This window comes from Streptomyces cathayae, assembly GCF_029760955.1.
GTDB lineage: Bacteria > Actinomycetota > Actinomycetes > Streptomycetales > Streptomycetaceae > Streptomyces > Streptomyces cathayae.
On record NZ_CP121682.1, the window covers coordinates 4,803,344 to 4,827,322 of the forward strand.

The window sequence follows — 23,979 nt, forward strand, 5'->3', positions numbered from 1 at the left end:
GAAGGGGCTGCCCGGAGACGGACGGGCGACGCCTCAGGAGGGAGCGGTGGCGGCCTCCGGATCGGTCACCGTCGTGGGCGCGGTCGGGGCCTTCGGATCGGTCCCGGTCTTCGGCTCGATCCCGGTCTTCGGCTCGGTTGCAGCCTCCGGCTTGGGCTTCGGTTTGGGCTTGCGGGCCTTGTCCGGACCGCCGGTGAACGCCTCGTACTCCTTGAGCACCTCGTCGGTGGGCCCGTCCATCCGCAGCTCACCGCGCTCCAGCCACAGCACGCGCTCGCAGGTGTCCCGGATCGACTTGTTGCTGTGGCTGACCAGGAACACCGTCCCGGCCTCCTTGCGCAGCTCCCGGATGCGCGCCTCGGAGCGCTTCTGGAAGGAGCGGTCGCCCGTGGCCAGCGCCTCGTCGATGAGAAGGACGTCGTGGTCCTTGGCGGCGGCGATGGAGAAGCGCAGCCGGGCGGCCATGCCGGAGGAGTAGGTGCGCATCGGCAGGGTGATGAAGTCGCCCTTCTCGTTGATGCCGGAGAAGTCGACGATCTCCTGGTAGCGCTCCCGGACCTGCTCGCGGGACATGCCCATGGCCAGCCCGCCGAGATGGACGTTGCGTTCGCCCGTCAGATCGTTCATCAGGGCGGCGTTGACGCCGAGCAGGGAGGGCTGGCCGCCGGTGTAGATCCGGCCGTTCTCCACCGGGAGCAGTCCGGCGACGGCCTTGAGCAGGGTCGACTTGCCCGAGCCGTTGGTGCCGATCAGGCCGATGGCCTCGCCCCGGTAGGCGACGAAGGACACGTTCCGCACCGCGTGCACCCTGCGCACGCCCCGTGCCGCGTCGTCCTTGCCCCGCCGGAGCATGCGGCTCAGCGCCGCCGTGGCGCTGCCCTTGCCGCCCTTGGTCCCGTTGACCCGGTAGACGATGTCGACGCCGTCGGCGATGACGGTGGGGATCTTCTCGCCGGTGTTTCCGGCGTTGACAGTGTTGTCAGCCACGACCGTAGGTCTCCTCGGCCTTCCAGAAGTAGACGAAACCGATCACCCCGGCCAGCAGCGCCCAGCCCACCGCGAACGCCCACACATGCGGCGGCAGATACGAGGACCCGTACCCGTCGATCAACGCGAACCGCACCAGATCCATGTAGACCGCCGCCGGATTCCACTGCAGCACGTCGGCCAGCCAGCCCGGCACGTTCTTGCCCTCCAGCATCGCCGGCAGGCTGAACATCACCCCCGAGGCGTACATCCAGGTCCGCAGCACGAACGGCATCAGCTGGGCCAGATCCGGCGTCCGGCTGCCCAGCCGGGCGAAGACCAGCGCCAGCCCGGTGTTGAAGACGAACTGCAGCCCCAGCGCGGGCACCACCAGCAGCCAGGACAGCGCCGGCAGGCTGCCGAACGCCACCACCACCGCCACCAGCACCACCATCGAGAACAACAGCTGCTGCAGCTGCTGCAACGCGAAGGAGACCGGCAGCGCGGCGCGCGGGAAGTGCAGCGCCCGCACCAGCCCCAGGTTCCCGGAGATCGCCCGCACCCCGGCCAGCACCGAACTCTGGGTGAAGGTGAACACGAACACCCCGGTCACCAGGAACGGCACGTAGATCTCGTGCGGGATGCCCTTCCGGGCGCCCAGCAGCAGCCCGAAGATGAAGAAGTACACCGCCGCGTTCAGCAGCGGGGTCGCCACCTGCCACAGCTGGCCCAGCTTGGCCTGGCTGTACTGCGCGGTCAGCTTCGCCCGGGAGAAGGCCAGGATGAAGTGCCGCCGCGCCCACAGCTGACGGAGGTACTCGGCCGGCGACGGCCGGGCACCGCTGACCGTCAGCCCGTACCGGGCGGCGAGCGCGGGGAGGTCGTCCTCGACCGGGACCGGGCGGACCGGTGGGGAAGGCGGTGTGTGGAGGGCCTGACTCACATCCGCTTCTTTCGCTAGGGGGCGGGGGTGGGGTGGCGGCGATGCGATGCCGTGTTCCGCCCGGTGTTCCCCCGCACGCCTTCGCGCGTTCACTTACGTCGGGACGGGACCGTATCGTCGCAACGCGAGCGTAGGGCGAACGCGCGTCGGAACGCAACCGTTCCGTCCCGGCGGCCAGGGGTGCGGCGCCGCTCTGTGCCGGACCGGTGTACGTATCTGCGTCAGAACGGACCCGTATCGTCGTCACGCCCTATGCTGGGCCCCATGACGACCAACGCCGACGAGCCCCAGCCGCGTCCGCGCCGCAGGGCCCCCGCCGGGGCCGCCGTCCTGCGGGAGGATGTGACGGAGGCCATCCGGGCGGCCGTCTTCGAGGAACTCGCGGCCGTCGGCTACGCGCGGATGTCCATCGAGGGGATCGCGCGCCGCGCGGGCGTCGGCAAGACCGCGGTGTACCGCCGCTGGCGCTCCAAACTGCACCTGGTCCTCGACCTGGTCTCCGCCATCGCCGTGCAGGGGCTGCCCGCGCCGGACACCGGCTCCCTGGAGGGCGACCTGCGGCTGCTGTACGAGGTCACCTCGCGCGCCCTGCGCCACCCCGTCGCCTCGCAGATCCTCCCCGACCTCCAGGCCGAGGCCGCCCGCAACCCCGACATCGCCGAGGCACTCCGGAAGGCGCTGCGGGAGGGCCAGGACGGGGTCGCCCGGGGCGTCGTCACGGCGGCGCAGGAGCGGGGCGAGGTCCGCCCCGGCGTCGACCACGCCCTGGCCCTCGACCTGATCTCCGGCCCCCTGTACTGGCGCTCGGTGGTCATCCGCAACCCGAAACTCCCGAAGGGCTACCTGCCCGCCCTGGCCCGCGCCACGACGGAGGCCCTCAAAGCGCTGTGAGCGGGCGCGGTCACTCCGGCGGGTGGAGGCGGAGCCAGCCCTGCCAGGCTGAGGTGATCATGTCGTCGACGGTGTGGCGGGCCTTCCAGCCGAGTTCGGTGGCGGCGCGGTCGGCGGAGGCGACGACGCTCGCCGGGTCGCCGGGGCGGCGGGGGGCGACCGTGGGCGGCAGGTCGTGGCCGGTGAGGGCGTTGATGCGGTCGATCATGCCCCGGACGGAGACGCCCTCGCCGCGGCCGATGTTGAGGGTGAGGTCCCGGCCGGGGGCGGCGCGCAGGGCGCGGGCCGCGGCCGTGTGGGCCTCGGCCAGGTCGACCACGTGGATGTAGTCGCGGACACAGGTGCCGTCCGGGGTCGGGTAGTCGTCGCCGAAGATGCGCGGGGGCGCTTGCGCGGTGAGTTTCTCGAAGACCATGGGGACGAGGTTGGAGACGCCCGTGTCGGCGAGTTCCGGGCTCGCGGCGCCCGCCACGTTGAAGTAGCGCAGGGAGGCCGTGGACAGGCCGGTGGCCCGGCCCGTCGCGCGGACCAGCCACTCGCCGGCCAGTTTCGTCTCCCCGTACGGGGACATCGGCGCGCAGGGGGTGTCCTCGGTCACCAGCTCGGCGGCGGTCTCCGGCATGCCGTACACCGCGGCCGAGGACGAGAGGACGAAGGACGACACGGCACTGGCCGCCGTCACCGCCTCCAGCAGGACGCGCAGGCCCTCGACGTTCTCCCGGTAGTAGAGCAGGGGCAGTTCCACCGACTCGGCGACCTGCTTCTTCGCCGCCAGGTGGACGACGCCGGTGACCTCGTGGTCGGCGAGGGCGCGGGCCACCCGCTCGCCGTCCAGGGTCGAGCCGACCACCAGCGGCACTCCGTCCGGCACCCGGTCGGGGACGCCGGTGGACAGGTCGTCGTAGACCACCGTCCGCTCGCCCGCCTCGGTCATCGCCCGTACGACGTGCGCCCCGATGTAGCCGGCGCCGCCGGTGATCAACCAGGTCATGTGCGGACGTCCCCTCGTCGTTCGTCGGCCGTGGTGGGTGGTCGGTCCCCGCCGGCTCTCCCCGATCCTAGTGAAGCAGGCGCCTCAGTCTCCCGCGTACGACCGAAGCGGCACCGTGTGCGCCGCTCGCGACCCGCAGTGCCAGCGCGCCCGAGTGGGTGGCGTACGGCCGGACCAGCACCACGCCGTGCCGGGCGCTCGGCACCGCGCGGCGGCGCAGCAGACCGGGGCCCGCACACGCGTGCGCGGTGACCTCGCGGCTCGAGCCGTCGCCGAAGCGCACCCGCAGGCGCAGGTCCCAGGCGCCGGCGCCGAGCGCGGCCAGCCGGGCCGGCCGTACGGTCGTCTCCGCGGACCAGCCGCCCCCGGCCGCCGCCCGCAGCGGCACCGTGCACGCCCTCCTGCCGCCGCCGTCCCGGTGCCGCCACTCGATCTCCAGCTCCGAGGGGTGCGCCCGCTCCAGCAGGCCGTACAGCTCGTGCAGGTGAAGGTGCAGGCGGGCGGTACGGGTGCGGGGGCGCAGCTCCGCGTCGACGGCGAGCGGCAGCCGGGTCACGGGGCGGGCCGGCAGGGGCTCCAGGGTGACCCCGGGCAGGTCGGCGGACCAGCAGGGCGTGCCGTCCGCCGCGCGGGGGTAGGGCGGGCACAGCCGGGCCGGGCGGCCCGCCAGTTCCTGGAGGCGGGGCAGGTCGCGGGGCTCGGGGGAGGCCAGCAGGACCCGGCCGATCAGCCGGCCGGGCGCGACCGGGTCGCGGGCCCAGTCGGCCGCGTCGTACTCGGCGAGGAACGCGCGGGTGTGCGCCCACCACGCGCGCCGGTGGTCCGCGTCGTGCAGCCGCAGCTCCCGCACGTACATGCGCAGCTCGTGGTCGAGGAACTTGGCCCGCGCCGCCCGCGCCAGCTCCTTCTGCCCGGCGGCCAGCAGGATCTCGTACGCCGTGCGGCACGCGTGGGTGCGGTCCCGCCAGTTGTCGAGGCCCGCGCGGTCCAGCGAGATCGACAGCCGCCGGGCGGACCGGCGCACCTGCCAGACGTAGACCCGGTCCGGGACCAGGGCGATGCGCGGGGCGGCGGCCCACAGGCGCGCGGTGAAGACGAAGTCCTCGTAGGGGAAGTGCCCCTCGGGGAAGCGGATGTCGTGTGCGCGCAGGAACGCCGTCGCGTAGAGCTTGTTGACGCAGAGGGTGTCGTGCACCAGGCGGGGGCGCCGGGCGGGGTGCGGGAGCACCCGGGGCGCCGCGTACAGGCCGGGCTGCCACGGCACCTCGCGCCCCGACGGCAGCTCGCGGCGCACGCACAGCCCGCCGGTGACGTCCGCGTCCGCCGCGCCCGCCGCGCCGAGGAGCGCGTCCACGGCACCGGGCGGGAGGACGTCGTCGCTGTCCAGGAACATCACGTACGGCGAGGTCGCCGCGGAGAGCCCGGTGTTGCGCGGGGAGCCGCAGCCGCCGCTGTTGGCGCGGTGCCGGATCAGCCGGAGGCGGGGTTCGGTCCCGGCCAGCCGGGCGAGCAGGCCCGCGCTGCCGTCCGTCGAACAGTCGTCGACGGCCACGACCTCGCGCACGGCCGGCCCCTGCCCGAGCGCCGAGTGCACGGCGTCGGTCACATGGGCGGCGTCGTCGTGGCCTATCACCACGACGGTGACGCCGGTGGCGGCGGTCCGGTGGGGGTGCATAGGCGTCCCCTGGGGCTCGGGTGACTGGTCACTGACCTTTTGCCCGTTAACAGGTGGTTCGTACCCCCGTGCCCGTCGGCACTGTGCCGCGGCGGCGCTGCGGCTGCCGTCAGGCGCCGTTCGCCGCCGCCGTGTCCAGTGCGGCGGTGAGTCGGTCGAGGCGGGCCCGCAGGGACTGGATCTCGTCGATCCCGAAGCCGGTCGCGGCGACGATCCGGCGCGGGACGTCCTGGGCCCGCTCGCGCAGCGCGGTGCCCTCCTCGGTGGGCCGCACCTCCACCGAGCGCTCGTCGCGCGTGCTGCGCTCCCTGCACACCAGGCCGGCCGCCTCCAGCCGCTTGAGCAGCGGGGACAGGGTGCCGGAGTCGAGCCGCAGGTGTTCGCCGAGCTTCTTGACGGGCAGCGTGCCGTGCTCCCAGAGGGCCAGCATCACCAGGTACTGGGGGTAGGTGAGGCCGAGGTCCTTGAGGACCACCCGGTACACGCCGTTGAAGGCGCGCGAGGTGGCGTGCAGGGAGAAGCAGATCTGTTGGTCGAGGCGGAGCCAGTCGTCGGCGGAACCGGGCGGTGGGGCACCGGCCGGTTCCGTGGCCGGCGAGGGGTTCGGGGTCGGCGTCATGGCTCCAGGGTAGCTCTTTCGAGCCATTTGATTGTGCGCAACTGAATTGCGTGCTCTACTTGTGGTCGTACGGCGGTCGGGGTCCTCGGAGACGGAGGGCCGGCCGCCCGGCCACGACTCGAGAGGGAAGGTTTCCCATGGACGCGCTCTACACCGCTGTCGCCACCGCCACCCACGGCCGCGAGGGCCGCGCCGTCACCTCCGACGGCAAGCTGGACCTCGGTCTCAGCGCCCCCGTGGAGCTGGGCGGCAGCGGCGAGGGCACCAACCCGGAGCAGCTGTTCGCCGCCGGTTACGCGGCCTGCTTCGGCAGCGCCCTCGGCCTGGTCGGCCGGGCGGCGAAGGTCGACGTCAGCGAGGCCGCGGTGACCGCCGAGGTCGGCATCGGCAAGGAGGGCGAGGGCTTCGCGCTCGCCGTGACGCTGCGCGTCGAGCTGCCCGACACGGTGGACGAGGAGACCGGCCGCAAGCTGGTCGAGCAGGCCCACCAGGTCTGCCCCTACTCCAACGCCACCCGCGGCAACGTCCCGGTCGACCTGGTCATCGAGTGACCGAGTGACCGAGCAGCCGACCCGGGCTCAGTCGGCGGGACCCCGGCCGGGCCGCCCCGAAGGCCGTCCGGAGGGCCGCCAGGTGGGCGGCCGGGTCGGAGCGGGCCGCGCCGGGCGCGTGGCGACGGTGACACGGAACCCGGGCAAGGGGCATCCAGCGGTCGGCGCGGGGGTTCGGCCCGGGAACGGCCGCCGGGTCGCCCGGGTTGCGCCGGGTACGGCGTCCGGGGGCATCCGTCACCCGAAGGAGCGGACCCGGGGCCCTGTGTGCGGAGCCCCGGGCCCGTCCTCCGGCTCTGCCTCCGCGCAGCTCACTTCACGGCGCCCGCCATCACGCCGGAGACGAACTGCCGCTGGAAGGCGAAGAACACGGCCAGCGGGATCACCATCGAGATGAACGCGCCCGGCGCCAGCACGTCGATGTTGTTGCCGAACTGCCGTACCTGTGTCTGCAGGGCGACCGTGATCGGCTGGCTCCCGGAGTCGGTGAAGATCAGCGCGACCAGCATGTCGTTCCACACCCACAGGAACTGGAAGATGCCCAGCGAGGCGATGGCCGGCCCGGCCAGCGGCATCACCACCCGGGCGAACAGGCGCAGTTCACCCGCGCCGTCCAGCCGGGCCGCCTCCAGCAGCTCTTTCGGGATCTCCGCGAAGAAGTTCCGCAGCAGGAACACCGCGAACGGCAGACCGAAGCCGACGTGGAACAGCACCACGCCGACCAGCGAGCCGAAGATGCCGAGGCTGCCGAAGAGTTCGGCGATCGGGATCAGCGCCACCTGCACCGGCACCACCAGCAGCCCCACCACACCCAGGAACCACCAGTCCCGGCCCGGGAACTCCATCCAGGCGAAGGCGTATCCGGCGAGCGAACCGATCACCACCACCAGGACCGTCGCCGGGACGGTGATGTACGCCGTGTTCAGCAGGGAGCCGGTGATGTCGCCGTTCTCCAGCAGGGTCTCGTAGGCGCCGAAGGTGAGCTGCGAGGGCTCGGTGAACACCGTCCACCAGCCGTCGGCGGCCATGTCCTCGGGGGTGCGCAGACTGGCCAGCAGCAACCCGAGCGTCGGGACCAGCCAGAACATCCCGACGACGATCAGGAACGCCTGGACCAGCCCCCCGCCGACCCGGTCGGCCATCCGGGAGGCGAGCGAACGGGACCCCGGCGGACGCGCCTTGACCGGCGGGCGCCCCCCGGCCGGCCGCCGCGTCCTGAGCGGACGTGAGCTCATCGCCTGACCTCCCGCCTCAGCCGCCGCACGTTGAACCACATCACCGGGATCACCAGGAGCAGCAGGAACACCGCGATCGCGCTGGCGATGCCCGGCTGGTCCTCGGAGAAGCCCTTGCGGTACAGCTCCAGCGCGAGGACGTCGGCGTCGTCCTGGGAGGAGCCGGGGGCGATGATGAAGACCAGGTCGAACACCTTCAGCACGTTGATCATCAGGGTGACGGTGACGACCGCGAGCACCGGCGCCAGCAGGGGCACCGTGACCCGTCTGAACACCTGCCACTCGTTGGCGCCGTCGACCCGCGCGGCCTCCAGCAACTCCCGGGGCATGCCCGCGAGTCCGGCCGCGATCAGCACCATCGCGAAGCCCGCCCACATCCAGATGTACGAGCCGATGACGGCGGGCGTGACCAACGACGGGCCCAGCCAGTCCAGGCCGTTGTACGGCTCCTCGAAGTTGCTCGCCGGAAGCCGGAGATGTGCCCCGTCCGCCGCGGCCGACAGGGAGAACGTGCCGTCGGCCGCCGCGGTGGCCGTCTCCACCACCGTGCCGTCCCGGACCGCCTCGATCCTCATGCCGGGGTAGCCCAGCTCGTCGGCGTCGACGCCGTTCAGCGTGCCGACGCCCTTGCCGCGGGTGAAGTCCTGCCAGGTCGTGCCGGTGATCCGGTCCGGCTGCGGCTTCGGCGCGGCCGCCCGCTCGGCGTCGTCCGGGATCAGGTCCGGGGCGACACCGACCAGCGGCAGCGCGACGGTGTCCCCGACGCGCACCGTCCCCTTGGTGACGAAGGCGCCTCCGCCGGCCGCCTCCAGCGGCGACTCGCGGCCCGGGTGCGCCTTCGGGTACGCCGACGACTCGGCGAAGGTGTCGTGCACCCCCACCCACACCGCGTTCGCGACGCCCTTGTCCGGGTCCTGGTCGTACACCAGGCGGAAGATGATGCCCGCCGCGAGCATCGAGATCGCCATCGGCATGAAGACGACCAGCTTGAACGCCGTGCCCCAGCGGATCCGTTCGGTCAGCACCGCGAAGACCAGACCGAGCGCGGTCGCCACCGTCGGCGCGAACACCACCCAGATGACGTTGTTCTTCAGGGCGGTGCGGATGCCGTCGTCGGTGAACAGGGCCCGGTAGTTGTCGAGTCCGGCGAAGCCGCCGCCGGACTGGTCGTAGAAGCTGCGGATGACGGAGTACCCGATCGGGTAGACCACGAGCGCACCGAGCAGCAGCAGCGCGGGCAGCAGGAACAGCGCCGCGACGGTCCTGCGGGTGCCGGTGACGCTCCTGCGCGACTTGGGGGCGGCAGGGGCCTCGGGGACCCCCGCCGCCGTGTCCGACGCCATCGCCGGATCAGTCCCCGTACGCCGCGGCCGCGTCGGCCTCCAGCTTCGCCTGCGTCCCCGCGATGTCCTTCGGGTTCTTCAGGAAGTCCTGCAGCGCCTTCCACTCGCCCTTGCCGGGGGTGCCGCCGAACGCCTGCGGAGCCTGGTCGGACATGTCGAAGCGGAAGTCGTCCCCGGCGTCGACGAGCGCCTTGGCCATCTTCTGCTGCACCGCGTTCGGATACGCCGAGTTCGGCACGTTCCTGTTCGGCGAGAGGTAGCCGCCCAGCTTCGCCTGGATGCCGGCCGCGTCCGGGGAGGCGAGGAAGGTCGCCAGGGCCTGTGACGCCTTCGAGTCCTTCAGGATCACGGCCGCGTCGCCGCCGGACACCACGGGCGGGCTGTCACCGACCGCGGGGAACGGGAACACCTTCGCATCCGTGCCGACCTTCGCCTCGGTCTCACCGATGTTGACCTGCACGAAGTCGCCCTCGTAGACCATGCCGGCCTTGGGCTGGTCACCGCCGGTGAACGTCTGCGTCACGGAGGCCGGGAACTCGGTCTGCAGCGCGCCGCCCGGGCCGCCCGCCACGTAGTCCGGCTTGCCCCAGATCTCCGCCAGTGTGGTCAGCGCCTCCTTCACGGAGGGGTCCGTCCACTTGATCTCGTGCGCGGCGAGCCGGTCGTACTTCTCCGGGCCCGCCTGGGAGAGGTAGACGTTCTCGAACCAGTCGGTCAGCGTCCAGCCGTCGGCGCCGCCGACCGAGAACGGGGTGACGCCGGAGTCGTAGACCGTCTGCGCCGCGGTGAGCAGCTCGTCCCACGTCTTCGGCTCGCTCGCGCCCGCGTTCTCGAAGACCTGGGCGTTGTACCAGATCAGCGACTTGTTGGCGGCCTTGTAGTAGACGCCGTACTGCTTGCCGTCGACCGTGCCGATGTCCTGCCAGCCCTGCGAGTAGTTCTCGGCGAGCTCCTTGGTGGCCTCGGCGCCCAGCGGCTTGGCCCAGTTCTTCTCCACGGCCTGCTTGATGGCGCCCGGCTGCGGCAGCAGCGCCACGTCGGGCGGGGCGCCGCCCGCGATCTTCGACCCGAGGAAGTTGACGATGGGGTCCTGGGCGGGAACGAAGGTCACCTTCGCGCCGGTGCGCTTCTCGAACTCCGCCAGGACCTTCTTGAAGTTGGCCTGTTCGGTGCCGGTCCACACGGCGGCGACCTCGAGACTCTCACCGTCCAGCCGGGGAAGCGTGACGGTGGCGGCGGTCTCGTCGGCGGTGCCGTCCGGGCCGTCGTCGGTACCGTTGTCGTCGCTCCCTCCGCACGCCGTGAGCGAGACCGCGAGGACACCCGCGACGACGGCGGCGGAGGTTCTCGCCGCCCTGCGGGTGCGGGGAGTCGGCGTTTTCGTGGGTGTGCCGGGCGACCTGTGGATCCGGATGGTTCTGCTCGTCCTGCGCATCACTGCCCCGTTCTTCGTACCTCGTCGAACGTCGAGCGCTGTCCCGTGGGCTCTGTGTACGCCCGGGAGGACGGGGCGGCAAGACCGCCTCCTGCGTCCAGTCCGGGATCGTGACCGCGTCGTGACTCTCCGGGGCCGTGGGGCGCCGGATCGGGGCACGCCGGGACGGCGCATGCCGGGGCGGGTCGTGTCCGTGCCGCGTGGCGGGTGACGCGAAAGCGGGCGCCGCGCGGTCGGACGGCCCGGGAACGGCTGACGCACGGTCGGGTGCCGCGCGGTCGAGTGCCGCGAAAGCCGGTGACGTGCGGTCGGATGACGCGCCGTCAGGTCGGAGCCGGGTCAGAGTCAGGTCAGAGCAGGGACGGCACCTCGGTGGCCGAGACCTGGCGGGCCGCGCGTTCCAGCGCGCTGGCGAGCAGCGCGAGGTCGGTCGGGCCGTTGCCGAGTTCCCGGACCGGGCGGCGGGCCGGCGGATCGCCCATGCGGTGCCACTCCAGCGGCACGACCGTGGGCCGCAGCGTCGCCGTACGCGGGATGCGGCCGGTCACCCGGCCGCCCTGGAACGCGGTCACCGTGCCGTCCGGGTGGACCAACTGCCCGCGACCCGGAGCCGGTTCTCCTTCGCTGCCCCGGCCCTGCTCGAACGGGGAGGTGTCCCCGCGGCCGCCCGGCGCGGGCGGGTCGAGCGTCACGCGCAGGGTCGCCCGCCGCACCGGCTCGGTCTCCGCCGTACGGGCGCAGGGGCCGGTGGCGGCCACCAGGTGCACGCCGAGGCGCTCGCCCTCCCGGGCGACCGCCTCCAGCGCCCGCAGCACCGACCCGGCGGCGGGCCGCCCCGGCGAGCCGAGCGCGGGGGCGACCAGCGCGTCCAGGTCGTCCACGACCACCACCAGCCGGGGCAACGGCGGCGGGGTCTCGGCCCTGCGCCGCGCGGCCCCGGGCCGCAGCCGCAGCGTCGAACTGGGCGGGGCGTCCAGGTCGTCCCCCGGGTACTCACCGCCGGCGGCCGCCTGGCCGCGGGGCGCGGTCGTGCGCTGGGCGACCATACGGTCCGACAGCTCACGCCCGGTGTGCCACTCCACGAAGTCCGACCGGCCGAGCAGTTCGGCACGCCGTTTCAGCTCGGCGCTCAGCGACTGGGCGAACTCCCGCATCCGCACCGGGTCGTTGGCGCTGAGATGCGTGGTGACGTGCGGTACGTCCGTACACATCCGCAGTCCGTCGCCCGGACCGCCGCCCGACGCGGCGGCGCACCGGCCGTCCACCAGGACGACGCCCAGCCGGTCCGGCCGTTCGGCCGCGGCCAGGGAGGCGACGACGGCCCGGAGCAGTTCGGTACGGCCGCTGCCGGGCGGCCCCTCCACCAGCAGATGCGGCCCCTCGGCCGCGAGGTCGGCGCAGACCGGGCCGCGCGGACCGGCGCCCAGCACCGCGGACACCCGGCCGCCGACGCTCTCCCTGTCGTCGGCCGCGTCCGCCCAGCGGGCCATCAGCGAGGCCGGGGTGGCGCGGGCCAGCCCCAGTTCGTCCAGCAGCCGCGCCGACGGGGGCAGCGGCGCCGACACCCGCGGGTGCACCGTGCCGGGGGCGCCCTCCGGGCGCAGCGGTGCCAGCGCCCGCGCGAAGCGTTCGGCCCACGCCGGGGAGACCGCGTCGACCGTGGCGACCGTGCCGTGACCGACCGGCCCCGGTGCCGTGCCCGTACCGGTGCCGGCCACCCGCAGCAGCCGCAGGGTGGTCGCCACGTCCCCGCTGAGCAGGGCGACGGCACCGCACTCCCGGAACGCCGGGGTCACCGCGCAGGCCGCCTCGTACGTCCGCGTGACCGGGGACGCGGCGGAGGCGGCGGACGTCTCCGCGAGACACAGCAGGTGGATCCCGGCCCGCGGCCCCTCCACGGCCAGCCGCACCAGCGCGTCGCGCACCCCGGCGTCCCCGGGGTCGCCGTCCACGACGACCACGGTGTACGGCCCCGCGGAACCGTCCGCCGGGCCGGCGCCGTCGCCCACGGCCCGGGAGGGAGGCCGGCGCTCGCCCCGGTCGGCTCCGTCGGGGCGGGGCTGCTCCGGGATGAGCGGGGCGGCGGGGGCCGGCCCGGTGGGCGGGGCCGGCCGGGTGGGCGAGGACTGGGCCGCGTGGTCGTGGTCCGCCAGGCGGCGCAGCAGTTCCTCGGTGCGGGCCGCGGCCTGTTCGCGGTCGTGGGCGAGGAGCAGCCGGCAGTCCTGGCCGTGTCCTGGGCGTACGTGCGGCAGCCAGCCCAGCCAGGCCCATGCGGCGGTCCGCTCCTCCAGGGGGCGGGAGCGGTCCGCGGCGATCAGGACGATCTCCAGCGCGTCGGGGGAGTGCAGCGCGGCGAGCTGGGCCAGCACCACGCGGGCCAGCCCGGTGAGCCGCTCGCGCGGGCCGGCCAGGCCCAGCGAGCCCACCTCGCGCAGTCCCGAGGTCATCGGTACGGCGGGCAGCAGACCCGCGCCGCCCGGCGCCGCCCGGTCGGCCGTGCCGAGGCGTATCGCGAGGGTCTCCGGATGGCCGGGCCCGCGCTCCCACAGCCGGGGGCCGGGGCCCAGCGCGGTCAGCAGCAGGGCGGCGGGGTCGGGCCAGGTCTCGGGCGGGCCCGGCGCGGCCACGGCCCGTCCGGGCGGGACGGCACCGGCCGTCTCCCCGCCGGTCCGCCCGTCCGACCCGGCGGTCTCCGGCTCCTGGCGTCCCCCGGTCAGCCGCCGCGCCCACGCGGAGAGCCCGCCGCGCCTGCGGGCGCCGGAAGGCTGCTGCGCGAGCCCGGTGTCGTCCAGGTCGGTGCCGCGCAGCGGGGTGCCCTTACGGCTGGTGGGGGCAGGGCTTCCGGGGCCGCCGGTGCCCGAGCGGGTGGCCCCGGTGGGGGGTGCCGGGGGCGCCGGGGGTTCTGGGGCCGTCCCGCCGTACGGGTCGCCCGGGTCGCCCGGACGCCCGGTGTCCGGGGTGCCGTCGGCAGGCCTCGGCTGCGACACCCGGCGCCCCTTGGGGGCCCGCGGCACCTCGCCCCGGGGAACGACGTGCACCGTGCGCCCGCCGGGGCCGGAGGGGCCCGTCCCGGGGTTCTCGATCCCCGGTGCGCCGCCCTGGCCGGGGACCAGCGGCGCGCCCGCCCCGTATCCGCCCGAGACGGTGGCCCAGGGGGCGGAACCGTAGCCGTGGTGGGTCGGACGGCCCGGCTGCGCAGGTTGCGCGGCCGGTACCCGCGCGTACCCCGACCCCAGCGTCCCCGTCCCCGAGGTCGTCCCGGCCGACGCCCCCGCCCCGGCCGGTTCCCCGCCGTCGCCACCGCGGTCGTCGCCCGCGGGGGGACCCGGTACGCGGACGTGCCCCTCCCCGTCCGGGGTCGTCCGCGCGCGGGCTCCCGGCCCGGCGGCCGGGGTGAGGCGCAGGGCCGACTCGCCGATCCGCAGCAGCGCGCCCGGTGCCAGCGCGACCGGGCGCGGGCCCACCCGCCGGCCGTCCAGGGTCGTGCCGTTGGTGGAACCGAGGTCGGCGACCGAGACCCTGCCGTCCGGGCCGACCGTCACCGCGCAGTGCAGCCGGGACACGTCCGGGTCGTCGAGCGGCACATCGGCGTCGGCCGAGCGGCCGATGCGGATCTCGCCGCCGTGCAGCAGATGGACGCCGCCCGCGTCGGGACCCGCGACGACATGGAGCCTGGTCGGGGTGTCGTCCAGCTCGGGATGCGGTTCGGGTGCGCCGGGGGCGCCCACGGCCAGCACCGCGCCGTCGATCAGCGGAGGTTCGCCGAGGGTGCAGCGCTGGACGTCCAGCCACTGGTCACCGGCGTACAGCACCGGGGCGCCCGAGCCCGAGGAGGAGCCGGATCCCCCGTCGCCGCCGGACACCGCGGAGACCAGCGCGGCGGCCACCGCCGCCAGGGCCGTACCGGCGGGGGCGGTGACGACCACGTGGCCCCGTGCGGGGGAGGGCGGGCCCAGCGGGTCTACGACGGTCAGCCGGATCTGCATCGCCGGGAGCGGTCCCTTCTGCGCGGGCGCCGCGGCACAGGGGACGAAGCGGCCCCGCGGTCCCCCACCGCGGACTTCCCCCACCACCACACGCGCACGTACGGCCAGTACTGCAGGCATCCTCGCACCTGACACCGGCGACATGCCCGCCCCCCGGCGTCAAATGATCTTGATTGGTCGGCTCTGCCCTCAAAAGTGCCTGACCAATGCGCCGTGGATGATCGTTTCAGCACTGCTTGAGATCGGTCGCGTCCACTGTCCGGCAACCAAACGGACCGAGTCGAGCGTCTTCCGTCGAACGCGGACGGGACCCCGTACGTAGAGAACCCCACACGGCCCCGGCGCGAAGAGGACGCGAAGAGGACGCGAAGAGGACGGCAAGAGGACGGGAAGCCGTCGAAGTCGACAGGCCGGTGATGCGTGGGGCGGCACTACAGTGGAGCGGAGCATTTTCGTTCCGCGGTACGACGAACCACGGTGTACGCCAGCCAGGCAAGCAGCAGGGAGCGCATGACGTGCGGCCGGTAGGGAGCAAGTACCTGCTCGAGGAGCAGATCGGACGCGGTGCCACGGGCACCGTCTGGCGGGGCCGCCAGAGGCAGACCGCGGGGGCCGAGGCGGCGGTGCCCGGCCAGCCGGGTGAGACCGTCGCGATCAAGGTCCTCAAGGAGGAGCTCGCGAGCGACGCGGACATCGTGACGCGGTTCCTGCGGGAGCGCTCCGTCCTGCTCAGGCTGACCCACCCCAACATCGTCCGGGTCCGCGACCTGGTCGTCGAGGGCGACCTGCTGGCTCTGGTCATGGACCTCGTCCAGGGCCCCGACCTGCACCGCTACCTGCGGGAGAACGGCCCGTTCACCCCCGTCGCCGCCGCGCTGCTGACCGCCCAGATCTCCGACGCGCTCGCCGTCAGCCACGCCGACGGCGTGGTGCACCGCGACCTGAAGCCCGCCAACGTCCTGCTCAGGCAGGACGGCGGCGCGCTGCACCCGATGCTGACCGACTTCGGCATCGCCCGGCTGGCCGACTCCCCGGGCCTGACCCGCACCCACGAGTTCGTCGGCACGCCCGCGTACATCGCGCCCGAGTCCGCCGAGGGCCGCCCGCAGACCTCCGCCGTCGACATCTACGGTGCCGGCATCCTGCTGTACGAGCTGGTCACCGGCCGCCCGCCGTTCTCCGGCGGCTCCGCCCTGGAGGTGCTGCACCAGCACCTGAGCGCCGAACCGCGCCGCCCCTCCACGGTCCCGGACCCGCTGTGGACGGTCATCGAGCGCTGCCTCAGCAAGGATCCCGAGCGCCGGCCCAGCGCCGAGAACCTCGCGCACGGCCTGCGGGTCGTCGCCGACGGAACCGGTGTGCACGCGAACTCCGCGCAGATCGCCGCCGCGGAGAACGTCGGTGTGCTCCTCGCGCCCGACCCGGCGCCCGCCCCCGTGCCCGGCACACCGGCCGCGCCCGGTGCCGCCGACCCGACGCAGGTACTGCCGCACACCGGGGGCGCGTACGACCCCAACGGCGCGACCAGCGTCCTGCCGCACGCCGGTGCCCACACCGGCGGGCCCTCCGGTGCCGCCGACCCGACCGCCGTCATGCCCCCGGTGCCACCGGGCCCGCCCGGCCAGGGCGGTCAGGGACAGGGTGGCCCCGACGACCCGCACCCCTGGCAGAACCAGCTACGCGCGGCCCGCGACCGCAACGAGCAGACACAGGTCCAGTACCTCGACCCGGGCGAGGACCCACTGCGCCGCCGCCCCCAGCGGCAGGTCGCCCGGCCACCGCAGCCCGCGCAGCAGCCGCAGCCGTCGCAGCAGCCGCAGCGGCGCCGGTCCGCCCCCGGCCACGGACAGCAGCCGCAGCCGTACCAGCAGCCGCAGCAGTACGCCCCGCCACCGCCGCAGCGGCCGCGGCAGCCGGAGCCGCAGCGCTACACCCCGCCGCCGGAGCCGCGGCGTCCCGCGCGCGAGCCGCGGCAGCGGCAGCGCAGCGCCAACCCGATGCGCATCCCCGGCCTCGGCTGCCTGAAGGGCTGCCTGTTCACGATCCTCATCCTGTTCGTCGCGAGCTGGCTGATCTGGGAGCTGAGCCCGCTGCAGGACTGGATCGGCAGTGGCAAGGGCTACTGGGACCAGCTCACCGACTGGTTCGGCACGGCGACGGAATGGGTCCAGGACCTGGGCGGACCCGGGGCGCCGTAGCGCCCCGGGCACGAGAGCCGACCGCCCCTCCGGGGGCGGTTCCGGCCTGTCTGCCGATTTGTCGACACCCGGCGGGTGAATTCGGCGTCCCCGGTGAACGTCGGCTTTCGAGGCGCGTAGCTTTGGCGACAACACGCGTCGGTAGGAGCAGTCTTGGCACGGAAGATCGGCAGCCGGTACACCGCCCACCAGATCCTGGGCCGGGGCAGCGCCGGCACGGTGTGGCTCGGCGAGGGGCCGCGAGGACCCGTCGCCATCAAGCTGCTGCGCGAGGACCTCTCCTCCGACCAGGAACTCGTGGGACGTTTCGTGGGGGAGCGGACGGCACTGCTCGGCCTGGAGCACCCGCACATCGTCTCGGTGCGCGACCTGGTGGTCGACGGCAACGACCTCGCCCTGGTCATGGACCTGGTCCGCGGCACGGATCTGCGCACCCGGCTCGACCGGGAGCGCAGGCTCGCCCCGGAGGCCGCGGTGGCGATCGTCGCCGACATCGCGGACGGCCTGGCGGCGGCGCACGCGGCGGGGGTCGTGCACCGGGACGTCAAACCGGAGAACATCCTGCTGGACATGCAGGGCCCGCTCGGTCCCGGCGGCTCGCACCGCGCCCTGCTGACCGACTTCGGCGTGGCCAAACTCATCGACACCCCGCGCCGCACCCGGGCCACGAAGATCATCGGAACACCGGACTACCTGGCGCCGGAGATCGTGGAAGGCCTGCCGCCGCGCGCGTCGGTCGACATCTACGCGCTCGCCACGGTCCTGTACGAGCTGCTCGCGGGCTTCACGCCGTTCGGCGGCGGACACCCCGGGGCGGTGCTGCGCCGCCACGTCACCGAGTCGGTGGTCCCGCTCCCCGGCATCCCCGACGAACTGTGGCAGCTGCTCGTGCAGTGCCTGGCCAAGGCGCCGGCCTCGCGGCTGCGGGCCTCGGAACTGGGGACCCGGCTGCGGGAGCTGCTGCCGATGCTGGCGGGGATGCCGCCGCTGGACGTGGACGAGCCGGACAACGATCCGGTGGAGCCGGAGAGGCCGGAGCGAGGGAACATCCCGGTCTCCGGCCCGGCACCGGGCACCGGGGTGCCCGTGCGGCGGCGCGGCGCGGTCCCGCTGGTGCCGGGTGCGAGGCCGGCCGACTCCAACCGGGACACCCACACCTCGATGCGGGTGCCGACCCCCGACGAGCTGGCCGGCGGCGCCCGCGGCACGGCCCGCGCGCCCCGCGCGAGCGGCGCCCGCCGTCCCGGTTCGGCCCGCAACCGCGTGCTGGCCCGCCGGCGCCGGCTGACCCTGGCCGCGCTGACGGTGACCCTGCTGGCCGCGGTGGGCGCCGGCGCCTGGCTGGCCACCTCGGACGACGAGCCGGGAACAACCTCCCCGGGCGGCGGCAACGGCACCGGCAACTCGGCCCCGGCCGTCCCCTGAGCCGCACCCGCCCCACACGTGACCAGCGCCGACGTCACCGGTGGGGATTCCGGCCCGGTGTTCGGTAGGGGCGGCTCGAGCGAGCCGTTACGCTGGGGGTGTGGCAGTCGTCGATGTATCCGAAGAGCTCAAGTCCCTCTCCTCGACCATGGAGTCGATCGAGGCCGTTCTGGACCTCGACAAGATGAGGGCAGACGTCGCCGTGCTCGAGGAGCAGGCGGCCGCGCCCTCCCTGTGGGACGACCCGGAGGCGGCGCAGAAGATCACCAGTAAGCTCTCCCACCTCCAGGCCGAGGTCAGGAAGGCGGAGACGCTGCGCGGGCGGATCGACGATCTCGCCATTCTCTTCGAGATGGCCGAGGAGGAGGACGACCCGGACACCCGCGCCGAGGCCGAGGCCGAGCTCACGGGCGTCCGCAAGGCGCTCGACGAGATGGAGGTCCGCACCCTCCTGTCCGGCGAGTACGACGCCCGTGAGGCGCTCGTCAACATCCGGGCGGAGGCCGGTGGCGTCGACGCCGCCGACTTCGCGGAGAAGCTCCAGCGGATGTACCTGCGCTGGGCCGAGCAGCACGGCTACAAGACCGAGGTCTACGAGACCTCGTACGCGGAGGAGGCCGGCATCAAGTCGACCACCTTCGCCGTGCAGGCGCCCTACGCCTACGGCACCCTCTCGGTCGAGCAGGGCACGCACCGCCTGGTGCGCATCTCGCCCTTCGACAACCAGGGCCGTCGCCAGACCTCGTTCGCGGGCGTCGAGGTGCTCCCCGTCGTCGAGAAGGCCGACCACGTCGACATCGACGAGAGCGAGCTGCGCGTCGACGTCTACCGTTCCTCGGGCCCCGGCGGCCAGGGAGTCAACACCACCGACTCCGCGGTGCGCATCACGCACATCCCGACCGGCATCGTGGTCTCCTGCCAGAACGAGCGCTCCCAGATCCAGAACCGCGCCACCGCGATGAACGTCCTCCAGGCCAAGCTGCTGGAGCGGCGCCGCCAGGAGGAGCAGGCCAAGATGGACGCCCTCAAGGGCGACGGTGGCAACTCCTGGGGAAACCAGATGCGTTCGTACGTGCTGCACCCCTACCAGATGGTCAAGGACCTGCGCACGGAGCAGGAGGTCGGCAACCCCGAGGCCGTGTTCAACGGTGAGATCGACGGCTTCCTGGAGGCCGGAATTCGCTGGCGCAAGCAGCGGGAGAAGTGACCTCCGCGCTGACAAGCGCTTTGTCGACAAGGCAACTGCCGCCCTCGGGGCGGCAGTTGCCTTTCGCGTACCGGGGATGTCGGGGTTTTACGTCACACTCACGGCTTCGATGTTCGGCAAAACGCGCGTACCTGGACATCGCGTACGCAACGGCCTTGACGTTCATTTGAAAAGTGGGAAGGGTGAGGCGCGGCATGCGTATCTCTGGGGCGCATGTGAACCGGGGCGCGTTTCATCGCAGTTACCCCGTTGATCACGGCCCCGAGCGCCGCCTCACTGACGATGAGCTACTGGGGGTAGCAACCAGATGACCAAGAAGACGCGTATCCGTGTCGCACGGATCGCGGCCGCTGCCGTGATCGCGGGCGGCGCCTCGCTGACCGCCGCCGGCGCGGCCTCCGCCCTCGGCATAGGCGTGAACGCCGGTGTCGGGAGCCAGGGCGCCAACGTCGGCGTCAACGTGAACGTCGGGGACGAGGACGCCGACGACGAGGAGCCCACCCCGCCGGAGACCCCGCCGACCGAGCTCCCGACGGAGCCGACCGAGGAGCCGACGGCGCCGACTGAGGAGCCGACGGAGCCGACTGAGGAGCCGACCGAGGAGCCGTCCACCGACCCCACCGAGGACCCCACGACGGACCCGAGCACCCCGAGCACCCCGGGTGCCCCGGGCAACGGTGACAACGGGAACGGCGACGACAAGGGCAACGGCGGTGGCGGCAACGCCGCCAACCCCGCCGGTGGCTCCGACGTCTCCACCCAGGAGCAGGGCTCCTCGGCCCTCACCGACACGGGCGAAGAGCCCGCCACGTCGGCCCAGGGCAACGGCCAGGAGCTCGCCGAGACCGGCGCCGCCGAGATGACCTTCCTGGTGCTCGGTGCCGCCACGATGATCGCCGGCGGCATCGGCTTCCGTGTGCTGCCGCGCCTCATGACCGGCCGCGGCGGCGCCACCGCCTGACGGTGACGCCGCGCGTACACACCGTACGCAGGGCAGGGACGCAGACACAGACCGAGGGGCCCGGAGCGCAACTGCGCTCCGGGCCCCTCGGGCGTGCTCGGGGTTCTCCGTGCCGGACGTGCCGGGTATGCCGGACGGCGGATCCGTGACGGTCAGACGGTCTGGTGGGCGAGCAGTGCCACCGCCGCGACCAGGATCGCCAGCAGGGCGATCAGCGTCATGGGGTTCAGGCCCGCGAAGAAGTTCACCTGCTGCATCCGCTCGCGGCTCGCACGGCACACCGGGCACCGGCCCTCGCTCACGGGTGCGGCGCAGTTGGCGCACACCAGCCGGTCGTACGTCATCCGCTCTCCCTTCTCGCACCGGTCTCAGTCAGTACAACGCCCGCGGGGGTGTGAATGTTCCCCCCACCACTGTGCCAGGTTCCCCGGGAATCGGCGCGGCCCCCGTATCCTGCCCGCCCCCGCCCCGCCCCCGCTCCCGGGCCGGCGGGCTCGCCGCACATCCGGCATAAAGCGCGCAAGTGTCACGCAACCCACTCCGGTGACTGCGGCCGGGCTTCCGCTTCGCGTAAGGTCACGCACATCTACCCCCGGCGACCCGTGGTGCACCCGTGATCCGATTCGACAACGTCTCCAAGGCCTACCCCAAGCAGAACCGTCCAGCCCTCCGGGATGTCACCCTGGAGGTCGAGAAGGGCGAGTTCGTGTTCCTCGTGGGGTCCTCGGGCTCCGGCAAGTCCACCTTCCTGCGACTGATCCTCCGCGAGGAGCGGGCCAGCCAGGGTCAGGTGCACGTCCTGGGCAAGGACCTCGCGCGCGTCTCCAACTGGAAGGTGCCGCAGGTCCGGCGCCAGCTGGGGACGGTGTTCCAGGACTTCCGCCTGCTGCCCAACAAGACGGTCGCCGAGAACGTGGCCTTCGCGCAGGAGGTCATCGGCAAGTCCCGGGGCGAGATCCGCAAGTCCGTGCCGCAGGTGCTCGACCTCGTCGGACTCGGCGGCAAGGAGGAACGGATGCCCGGTGAGCTCTCCGGCGGTGAGCAGCAGCGCGTCGCCATCGCGCGGGCCTTCGTCAACCGGCCCAAGCTGCTCATCTGCGACGAGCCCACCGGCAACCTCGACCCGCAGACCTCGGTGGGCATCATGAAGCTGCTCGACCGCATCAACCGGACGGGCACCACCGTGGTGATGGCGACGCACGACCAGAACATCGTGGACCAGATGCGCAAGCGCGTCATCGAGCTGGAGAAGGGCCGCCTCGTCCGCGACCAGGCACGCGGCGTCTACGGCTACCAGCACTGACGAGGAACGGAAAGGCTTAAACCCACGCCATGCGCGCCCAGTTCGTTCTGTCGGAGATCGGTGTCGGTCTCCGCCGCAATCTGACGATGACCTTCGCCGTCGTCGTCTCCGTCGCCCTGTCGCTCGCCCTGTTCGGCGGGTCGCTCCTGATGAGCGACCAGGTCACCAGCATGAAGGGCTACTGGTACGACAAGGTCAACGTCTCCGTCTTCCTGTGCAACAAGAGCGACGCCGAGTCCGACCCCAACTGCGCCAAGGGCGCGGTGACCGAGGACCAGAAGGGGCAGATCAAGGGCGACCTGGAGAAGATGTCGGTCGTCGACTCGGTCACCTACGAGTCCCAGGACGCGGCGTACAAGCACTACAAGGAGCAGTTCGGCGACTCCCCGCTGGCCAGCTCCCTCACCCCGGACCAGATGCAGGAGTCGTACCGCATCAAGCTGAAGGACCCGGAGAAGTACCAGGTCGTCGCGACCGCCTTCGACGGCCGGGACGGCGTGCAGTCCGTGCAGGACCAGAAGGGCATCCTGGACAACCTCTTCGGGCTGCTGAACGGCATGAACTGGGCCGCCCGCGCGGTGATGGCGCTCATGCTGGTCGTCGCCCTGATGCTGATCGTCAACACGGTGCGCGTCTCGGCGTTCAGCCGGCGCCGGGAGACCGGGATCATGCGCCTGGTCGGCGCCTCGGGCTTCTACATCCAGGCGCCGTTCATCGCCGAGGCCGCGGTCGCCGGACTCATCGGCGGCACCCTCGCCTGCGGATTCCTGCTGGTCGGCCGGTACTTCATCATCGACAACGGACTGGCGCTGTCGGAGAAGCTGAATCTGATCAACTTCATCGGCTGGGACGCGGTACTGACGAAGCTTCCGCTGATCCTCGCCACGAGCCTGCTGATGCCCGCCCTGGCCGCTTTCTTCGCGTTGCGCAAGTACCTGAAGGTTTGACGGCTTTCCTGCTTCGGTGTGAACGTCGGACCTCTTCGCAAGAGACCGAGTGACCTTTGCCACGAGGGGCGTGCGGCCAACGCGCGGTGCGCCCCTTCGCGTTGTCCTAGACTCGCCGGCATGTCAGGTCGTGCCCTGTTCTGCCAGCCCCGCCGCTTCCGCCGCGGATCCGCCCTGACGTTGGTGTTCGCGAGCGTGCTCGTGGCCGGCGCGGCCACCGGCAGCCTGCCCGCGACCGACCGGAAACCCGCAGCGCGCCCCACCCAGGCGGCCGCCCCCACCGGACGCCACGCGGAGGTCGCCGAGGCGGCCGAGGAGGCCATGGCGGCCGGCACGTCCCCCGTGGAGGCCGCCGAGCGCGCCGTCAGCCGCAGTGGGGACCGGTGGGGCGCCGTCTACTCCCCGGGCGAGTACGAGGAGTTCGAGGACGCCCTCGACGGCCGGTACACCGGTGTCGGCCTGTGGGCCCGGGAACGGTCCGGCCGGATCGAGGTGACCGGGGTGGGCAGCGGCACCCCCGCGGCCGAGGCCGGTATCCGCGCGGGCGACCGGCTGCGCAGCGTCGACGGCGAGCGGGTCGACGGGCGGCCCGTCACCGAGGTCGTCTCCTTACTGCGGGGTGGCGACGCGGCCGAGTCCGCCGGCACCACCGTCCGCCTCGGCCTGGAGCGCGGCACGCGCACCTGGAGCGAGACCCTGCGCCGGACCCGGCTCTCCCGCGACACCGTCACCGTCGACGAACTCCCCGGCCGGATCACCGTCATCAAGGTCGGCGCCTTCACCAAGGGCTCCGGCGACCAGGTACGGACCGTCGTCGAGGAGGCACCGGCCGACGCCGGCCTCGTCCTCGACCTGCGCGGCAACTCCGGCGGCCTGGTCACCGAGGCCGTCACCGCGGCCTCCGCCTTCCTCGACGGCGGCCTGGTCGCCACGTACGACGTCGAGGGCGAGCAGCGCGCCCTGCACGCCGAGCCCGGCGGCGACACCGGCAGACCCCTGGTCGTGCTCGTCGACGGCGGGACGATGAGCGCGGCCGAACTGCTCACCGGCGCCCTCCAGGACCGGGGCCGGGCGGTCGTGGTGGGCGCCCGCACCTTCGGCAAGGGCTCCGTGCAGATGCCCGGCCGGCTGCCCGACGGCTCGGTCGCCGAACTGACCGTCGGCCACTACCGCACCCCGTCCGGCCGGGGGGTCGACGGGCACGGCATCACCCCCGACCTGGAGGCCGAGACGCAGGCGCTCCGGCGGGCGGGAACGGTCCTCGCCGGGCTCGGCCGGTAGCCGCGCGGGAAACGGCTTTCCA

19 protein-coding genes are annotated in these 23,979 nt (G+C 73.2%); 9 read left to right on the forward strand and 10 right to left on the reverse strand.

Features of this window, described 5'->3' with window-relative positions; translation table 11 throughout:
- Window positions 1–33: 33 nt before the first annotated feature.
- Window positions 34–987, reverse strand: coding sequence for an ABC transporter ATP-binding protein (locus PYS65_RS21980; RefSeq protein WP_279335648.1), 954 nt, complete (start codon window positions 985–987; stop codon window positions 34–36).
- Entirely contained in the window at window positions 980–1,909 is a 930-nt protein-coding gene (locus PYS65_RS21985) for an ABC transporter permease (RefSeq protein WP_279335649.1), read from the reverse strand. The genes PYS65_RS21980 and PYS65_RS21985 overlap by 8 nt, the downstream gene beginning before the upstream one ends.
- Window positions 1,910–2,173: 264 nt before the next feature.
- Between PYS65_RS21985 and PYS65_RS21990 the strand changes: the two genes are divergently transcribed.
- Window positions 2,174–2,800, forward strand: a complete 627-nt coding sequence (locus PYS65_RS21990) for a TetR/AcrR family transcriptional regulator (protein WP_279335650.1) — start codon at window positions 2,174–2,176, stop codon at window positions 2,798–2,800.
- A gap of 10 nt (window positions 2,801–2,810) precedes the next feature.
- Here PYS65_RS21990 and galE read toward each other — a convergent pair whose 3' ends face one another.
- From galE to PYS65_RS22005, 3 genes are all read right to left on the reverse strand, one after another.
- Entirely contained in the window at window positions 2,811–3,791 is a 981-nt protein-coding gene (gene galE, locus PYS65_RS21995) for a UDP-glucose 4-epimerase GalE (RefSeq protein WP_279335651.1), read from the reverse strand.
- A gap of 67 nt (window positions 3,792–3,858) precedes the next feature.
- Entirely contained in the window at window positions 3,859–5,466 is a 1,608-nt protein-coding gene (locus PYS65_RS22000; protein ID WP_279335652.1) for a glycosyltransferase family 2 protein, read from the reverse strand.
- 109 nt (window positions 5,467–5,575) lie between these two features.
- Window positions 5,576–6,085, reverse strand: coding sequence for a MarR family winged helix-turn-helix transcriptional regulator (locus tag PYS65_RS22005; protein WP_279335653.1), 510 nt, complete (start codon window positions 6,083–6,085; stop codon window positions 5,576–5,578).
- Between the two features lie 137 nt (window positions 6,086–6,222).
- On the opposite strand from PYS65_RS22005, the gene PYS65_RS22010 reads away from it, so the two are divergent.
- On the forward strand, window positions 6,223–6,636 hold the full coding sequence (locus PYS65_RS22010) for an organic hydroperoxide resistance protein (RefSeq protein ID WP_279335654.1): 414 nt from the start codon (window positions 6,223–6,225) through the stop codon (window positions 6,634–6,636).
- Between the two features lie 311 nt (window positions 6,637–6,947).
- Here the strand turns inward: PYS65_RS22010 and PYS65_RS22015 are convergent, their stop codons facing one another.
- From PYS65_RS22015 to PYS65_RS22030, 4 genes are all read right to left on the reverse strand, one after another.
- Window positions 6,948–7,871 (reverse strand): carbohydrate ABC transporter permease, encoded by a 924-nt coding sequence (locus PYS65_RS22015; protein WP_423836109.1) that lies wholly within the window; start codon window positions 7,869–7,871, stop codon window positions 6,948–6,950.
- Entirely contained in the window at window positions 7,868–9,214 is a 1,347-nt protein-coding gene (locus PYS65_RS22020) for a carbohydrate ABC transporter permease (RefSeq protein WP_279335655.1), read from the reverse strand. Before PYS65_RS22020 ends, PYS65_RS22015 begins: the two co-directional genes overlap by 4 nt.
- Window positions 9,215–9,221: 7 nt before the next feature.
- Window positions 9,222–10,649, reverse strand: coding sequence for an ABC transporter substrate-binding protein (locus PYS65_RS22025; RefSeq protein WP_279335656.1), 1,428 nt, complete (start codon window positions 10,647–10,649; stop codon window positions 9,222–9,224).
- Window positions 10,650–10,999: 350 nt separating this feature from the next.
- Window positions 11,000–14,635 carry an FHA domain-containing protein gene (locus tag PYS65_RS22030; protein WP_279338031.1) on the reverse strand — a complete coding sequence of 1,212 codons (3,636 nt, stop codon included), beginning with the start codon at window positions 14,633–14,635 and terminating at the stop codon, window positions 11,000–11,002.
- A 515-nt stretch (window positions 14,636–15,150) separates the two neighbouring features.
- Here PYS65_RS22030 and PYS65_RS22035 point away from each other — a divergent pair.
- The 4 genes from PYS65_RS22035 (at window position 15,151) to PYS65_RS22050 (ending at window position 20,426) form a co-directional block, all read left to right on the forward strand.
- Window positions 15,151–16,833, forward strand: coding sequence for a serine/threonine-protein kinase (locus tag PYS65_RS22035; RefSeq protein WP_279335657.1), 1,683 nt, complete (start codon window positions 15,151–15,153; stop codon window positions 16,831–16,833).
- 153 nt (window positions 16,834–16,986) lie between these two features.
- A complete protein-coding gene (locus tag PYS65_RS22040; protein ID WP_279335658.1) occupies window positions 16,987–18,258 on the forward strand; it encodes a serine/threonine-protein kinase in 1,272 nt (423 codons plus the stop codon).
- 100 nt (window positions 18,259–18,358) lie between these two features.
- Complete coding sequence (gene prfB / locus PYS65_RS22045) at window positions 18,359–19,465, forward strand: peptide chain release factor 2 (RefSeq protein WP_279335659.1); 1,107 nt, start codon at window positions 18,359–18,361, stop codon at window positions 19,463–19,465.
- 307 nt (window positions 19,466–19,772) lie between these two features.
- On the forward strand, window positions 19,773–20,426 hold the full coding sequence (locus tag PYS65_RS22050) for a hypothetical protein (RefSeq protein ID WP_279335660.1): 654 nt from the start codon (window positions 19,773–19,775) through the stop codon (window positions 20,424–20,426).
- Window positions 20,427–20,578: 152 nt separating this feature from the next.
- On the opposite strand, the gene PYS65_RS22055 is transcribed toward PYS65_RS22050, so the two are convergent.
- Window positions 20,579–20,770, reverse strand: coding sequence for a hypothetical protein (locus PYS65_RS22055; protein ID WP_279335661.1), 192 nt, complete (start codon window positions 20,768–20,770; stop codon window positions 20,579–20,581).
- 269 nt (window positions 20,771–21,039) lie between these two features.
- Here PYS65_RS22055 and ftsE point away from each other — a divergent pair, with 269 nt between their 5' ends.
- The 3 genes from ftsE (at window position 21,040) to PYS65_RS22070 (ending at window position 23,957) form a co-directional block, all read left to right on the forward strand.
- Entirely contained in the window at window positions 21,040–21,729 is a 690-nt protein-coding gene (gene ftsE / locus PYS65_RS22060; protein ID WP_279335662.1) for a cell division ATP-binding protein FtsE, read from the forward strand.
- 29 nt (window positions 21,730–21,758) lie between these two features.
- Entirely contained in the window at window positions 21,759–22,676 is a 918-nt protein-coding gene (gene ftsX, locus PYS65_RS22065; protein ID WP_279335663.1) for a permease-like cell division protein FtsX, read from the forward strand.
- 120 nt (window positions 22,677–22,796) lie between these two features.
- Window positions 22,797–23,957 (forward strand): S41 family peptidase, encoded by a 1,161-nt coding sequence (locus PYS65_RS22070; protein WP_279335664.1) that lies wholly within the window; start codon window positions 22,797–22,799, stop codon window positions 23,955–23,957.
- Window positions 23,958–23,979 lie beyond the last annotated feature (22 nt).

What these genes read in the sequence shown, in the direction of transcription:
- PYS65_RS21990 (WP_279335650.1), top strand. Translation starts at nt 2,174, where the DNA reads ATGACGACCAACGCCGACGAGCCCCAGCCGCGTCCGCGCCGCAGGGCC.
- galE (WP_279335651.1), bottom strand. Translation starts at nt 3,791, where the DNA reads ATGACCTGGTTGATCACCGGCGGCGCCGGCTACATCGGGGCGCACGTC.
- PYS65_RS22000 (WP_279335652.1), bottom strand. Translation starts at nt 5,466, where the DNA reads ATGCACCCCCACCGGACCGCCGCCACCGGCGTCACCGTCGTGGTGATA.
- PYS65_RS22005 (WP_279335653.1), bottom strand. Translation starts at nt 6,085, where the DNA reads ATGACGCCGACCCCGAACCCCTCGCCGGCCACGGAACCGGCCGGTGCC.
- PYS65_RS22010 (WP_279335654.1), top strand. Translation starts at nt 6,223, where the DNA reads ATGGACGCGCTCTACACCGCTGTCGCCACCGCCACCCACGGCCGCGAG.
- PYS65_RS22015 (WP_423836109.1), bottom strand. Translation starts at nt 7,871, where the DNA reads ATGAGCTCACGTCCGCTCAGGACGCGGCGGCCGGCCGGGGGGCGCCCG.
- PYS65_RS22020 (WP_279335655.1), bottom strand. Translation starts at nt 9,214, where the DNA reads ATGGCGTCGGACACGGCGGCGGGGGTCCCCGAGGCCCCTGCCGCCCCC.
- PYS65_RS22025 (WP_279335656.1), bottom strand. Translation starts at nt 10,649, where the DNA reads ATGCGCAGGACGAGCAGAACCATCCGGATCCACAGGTCGCCCGGCACA.
- PYS65_RS22030 (WP_279338031.1), bottom strand. Translation starts at nt 14,635, where the DNA reads ATGCAGATCCGGCTGACCGTCGTAGACCCGCTGGGCCCGCCCTCCCCC.
- PYS65_RS22050 (WP_279335660.1), top strand. Translation starts at nt 19,773, where the DNA reads ATGACCAAGAAGACGCGTATCCGTGTCGCACGGATCGCGGCCGCTGCC.
- PYS65_RS22055 (WP_279335661.1), bottom strand. Translation starts at nt 20,770, where the DNA reads ATGACGTACGACCGGCTGGTGTGCGCCAACTGCGCCGCACCCGTGAGC.
- ftsX (WP_279335663.1), top strand. Translation starts at nt 21,759, where the DNA reads ATGCGCGCCCAGTTCGTTCTGTCGGAGATCGGTGTCGGTCTCCGCCGC.
- PYS65_RS22070 (WP_279335664.1), top strand. Translation starts at nt 22,797, where the DNA reads ATGTCAGGTCGTGCCCTGTTCTGCCAGCCCCGCCGCTTCCGCCGCGGA.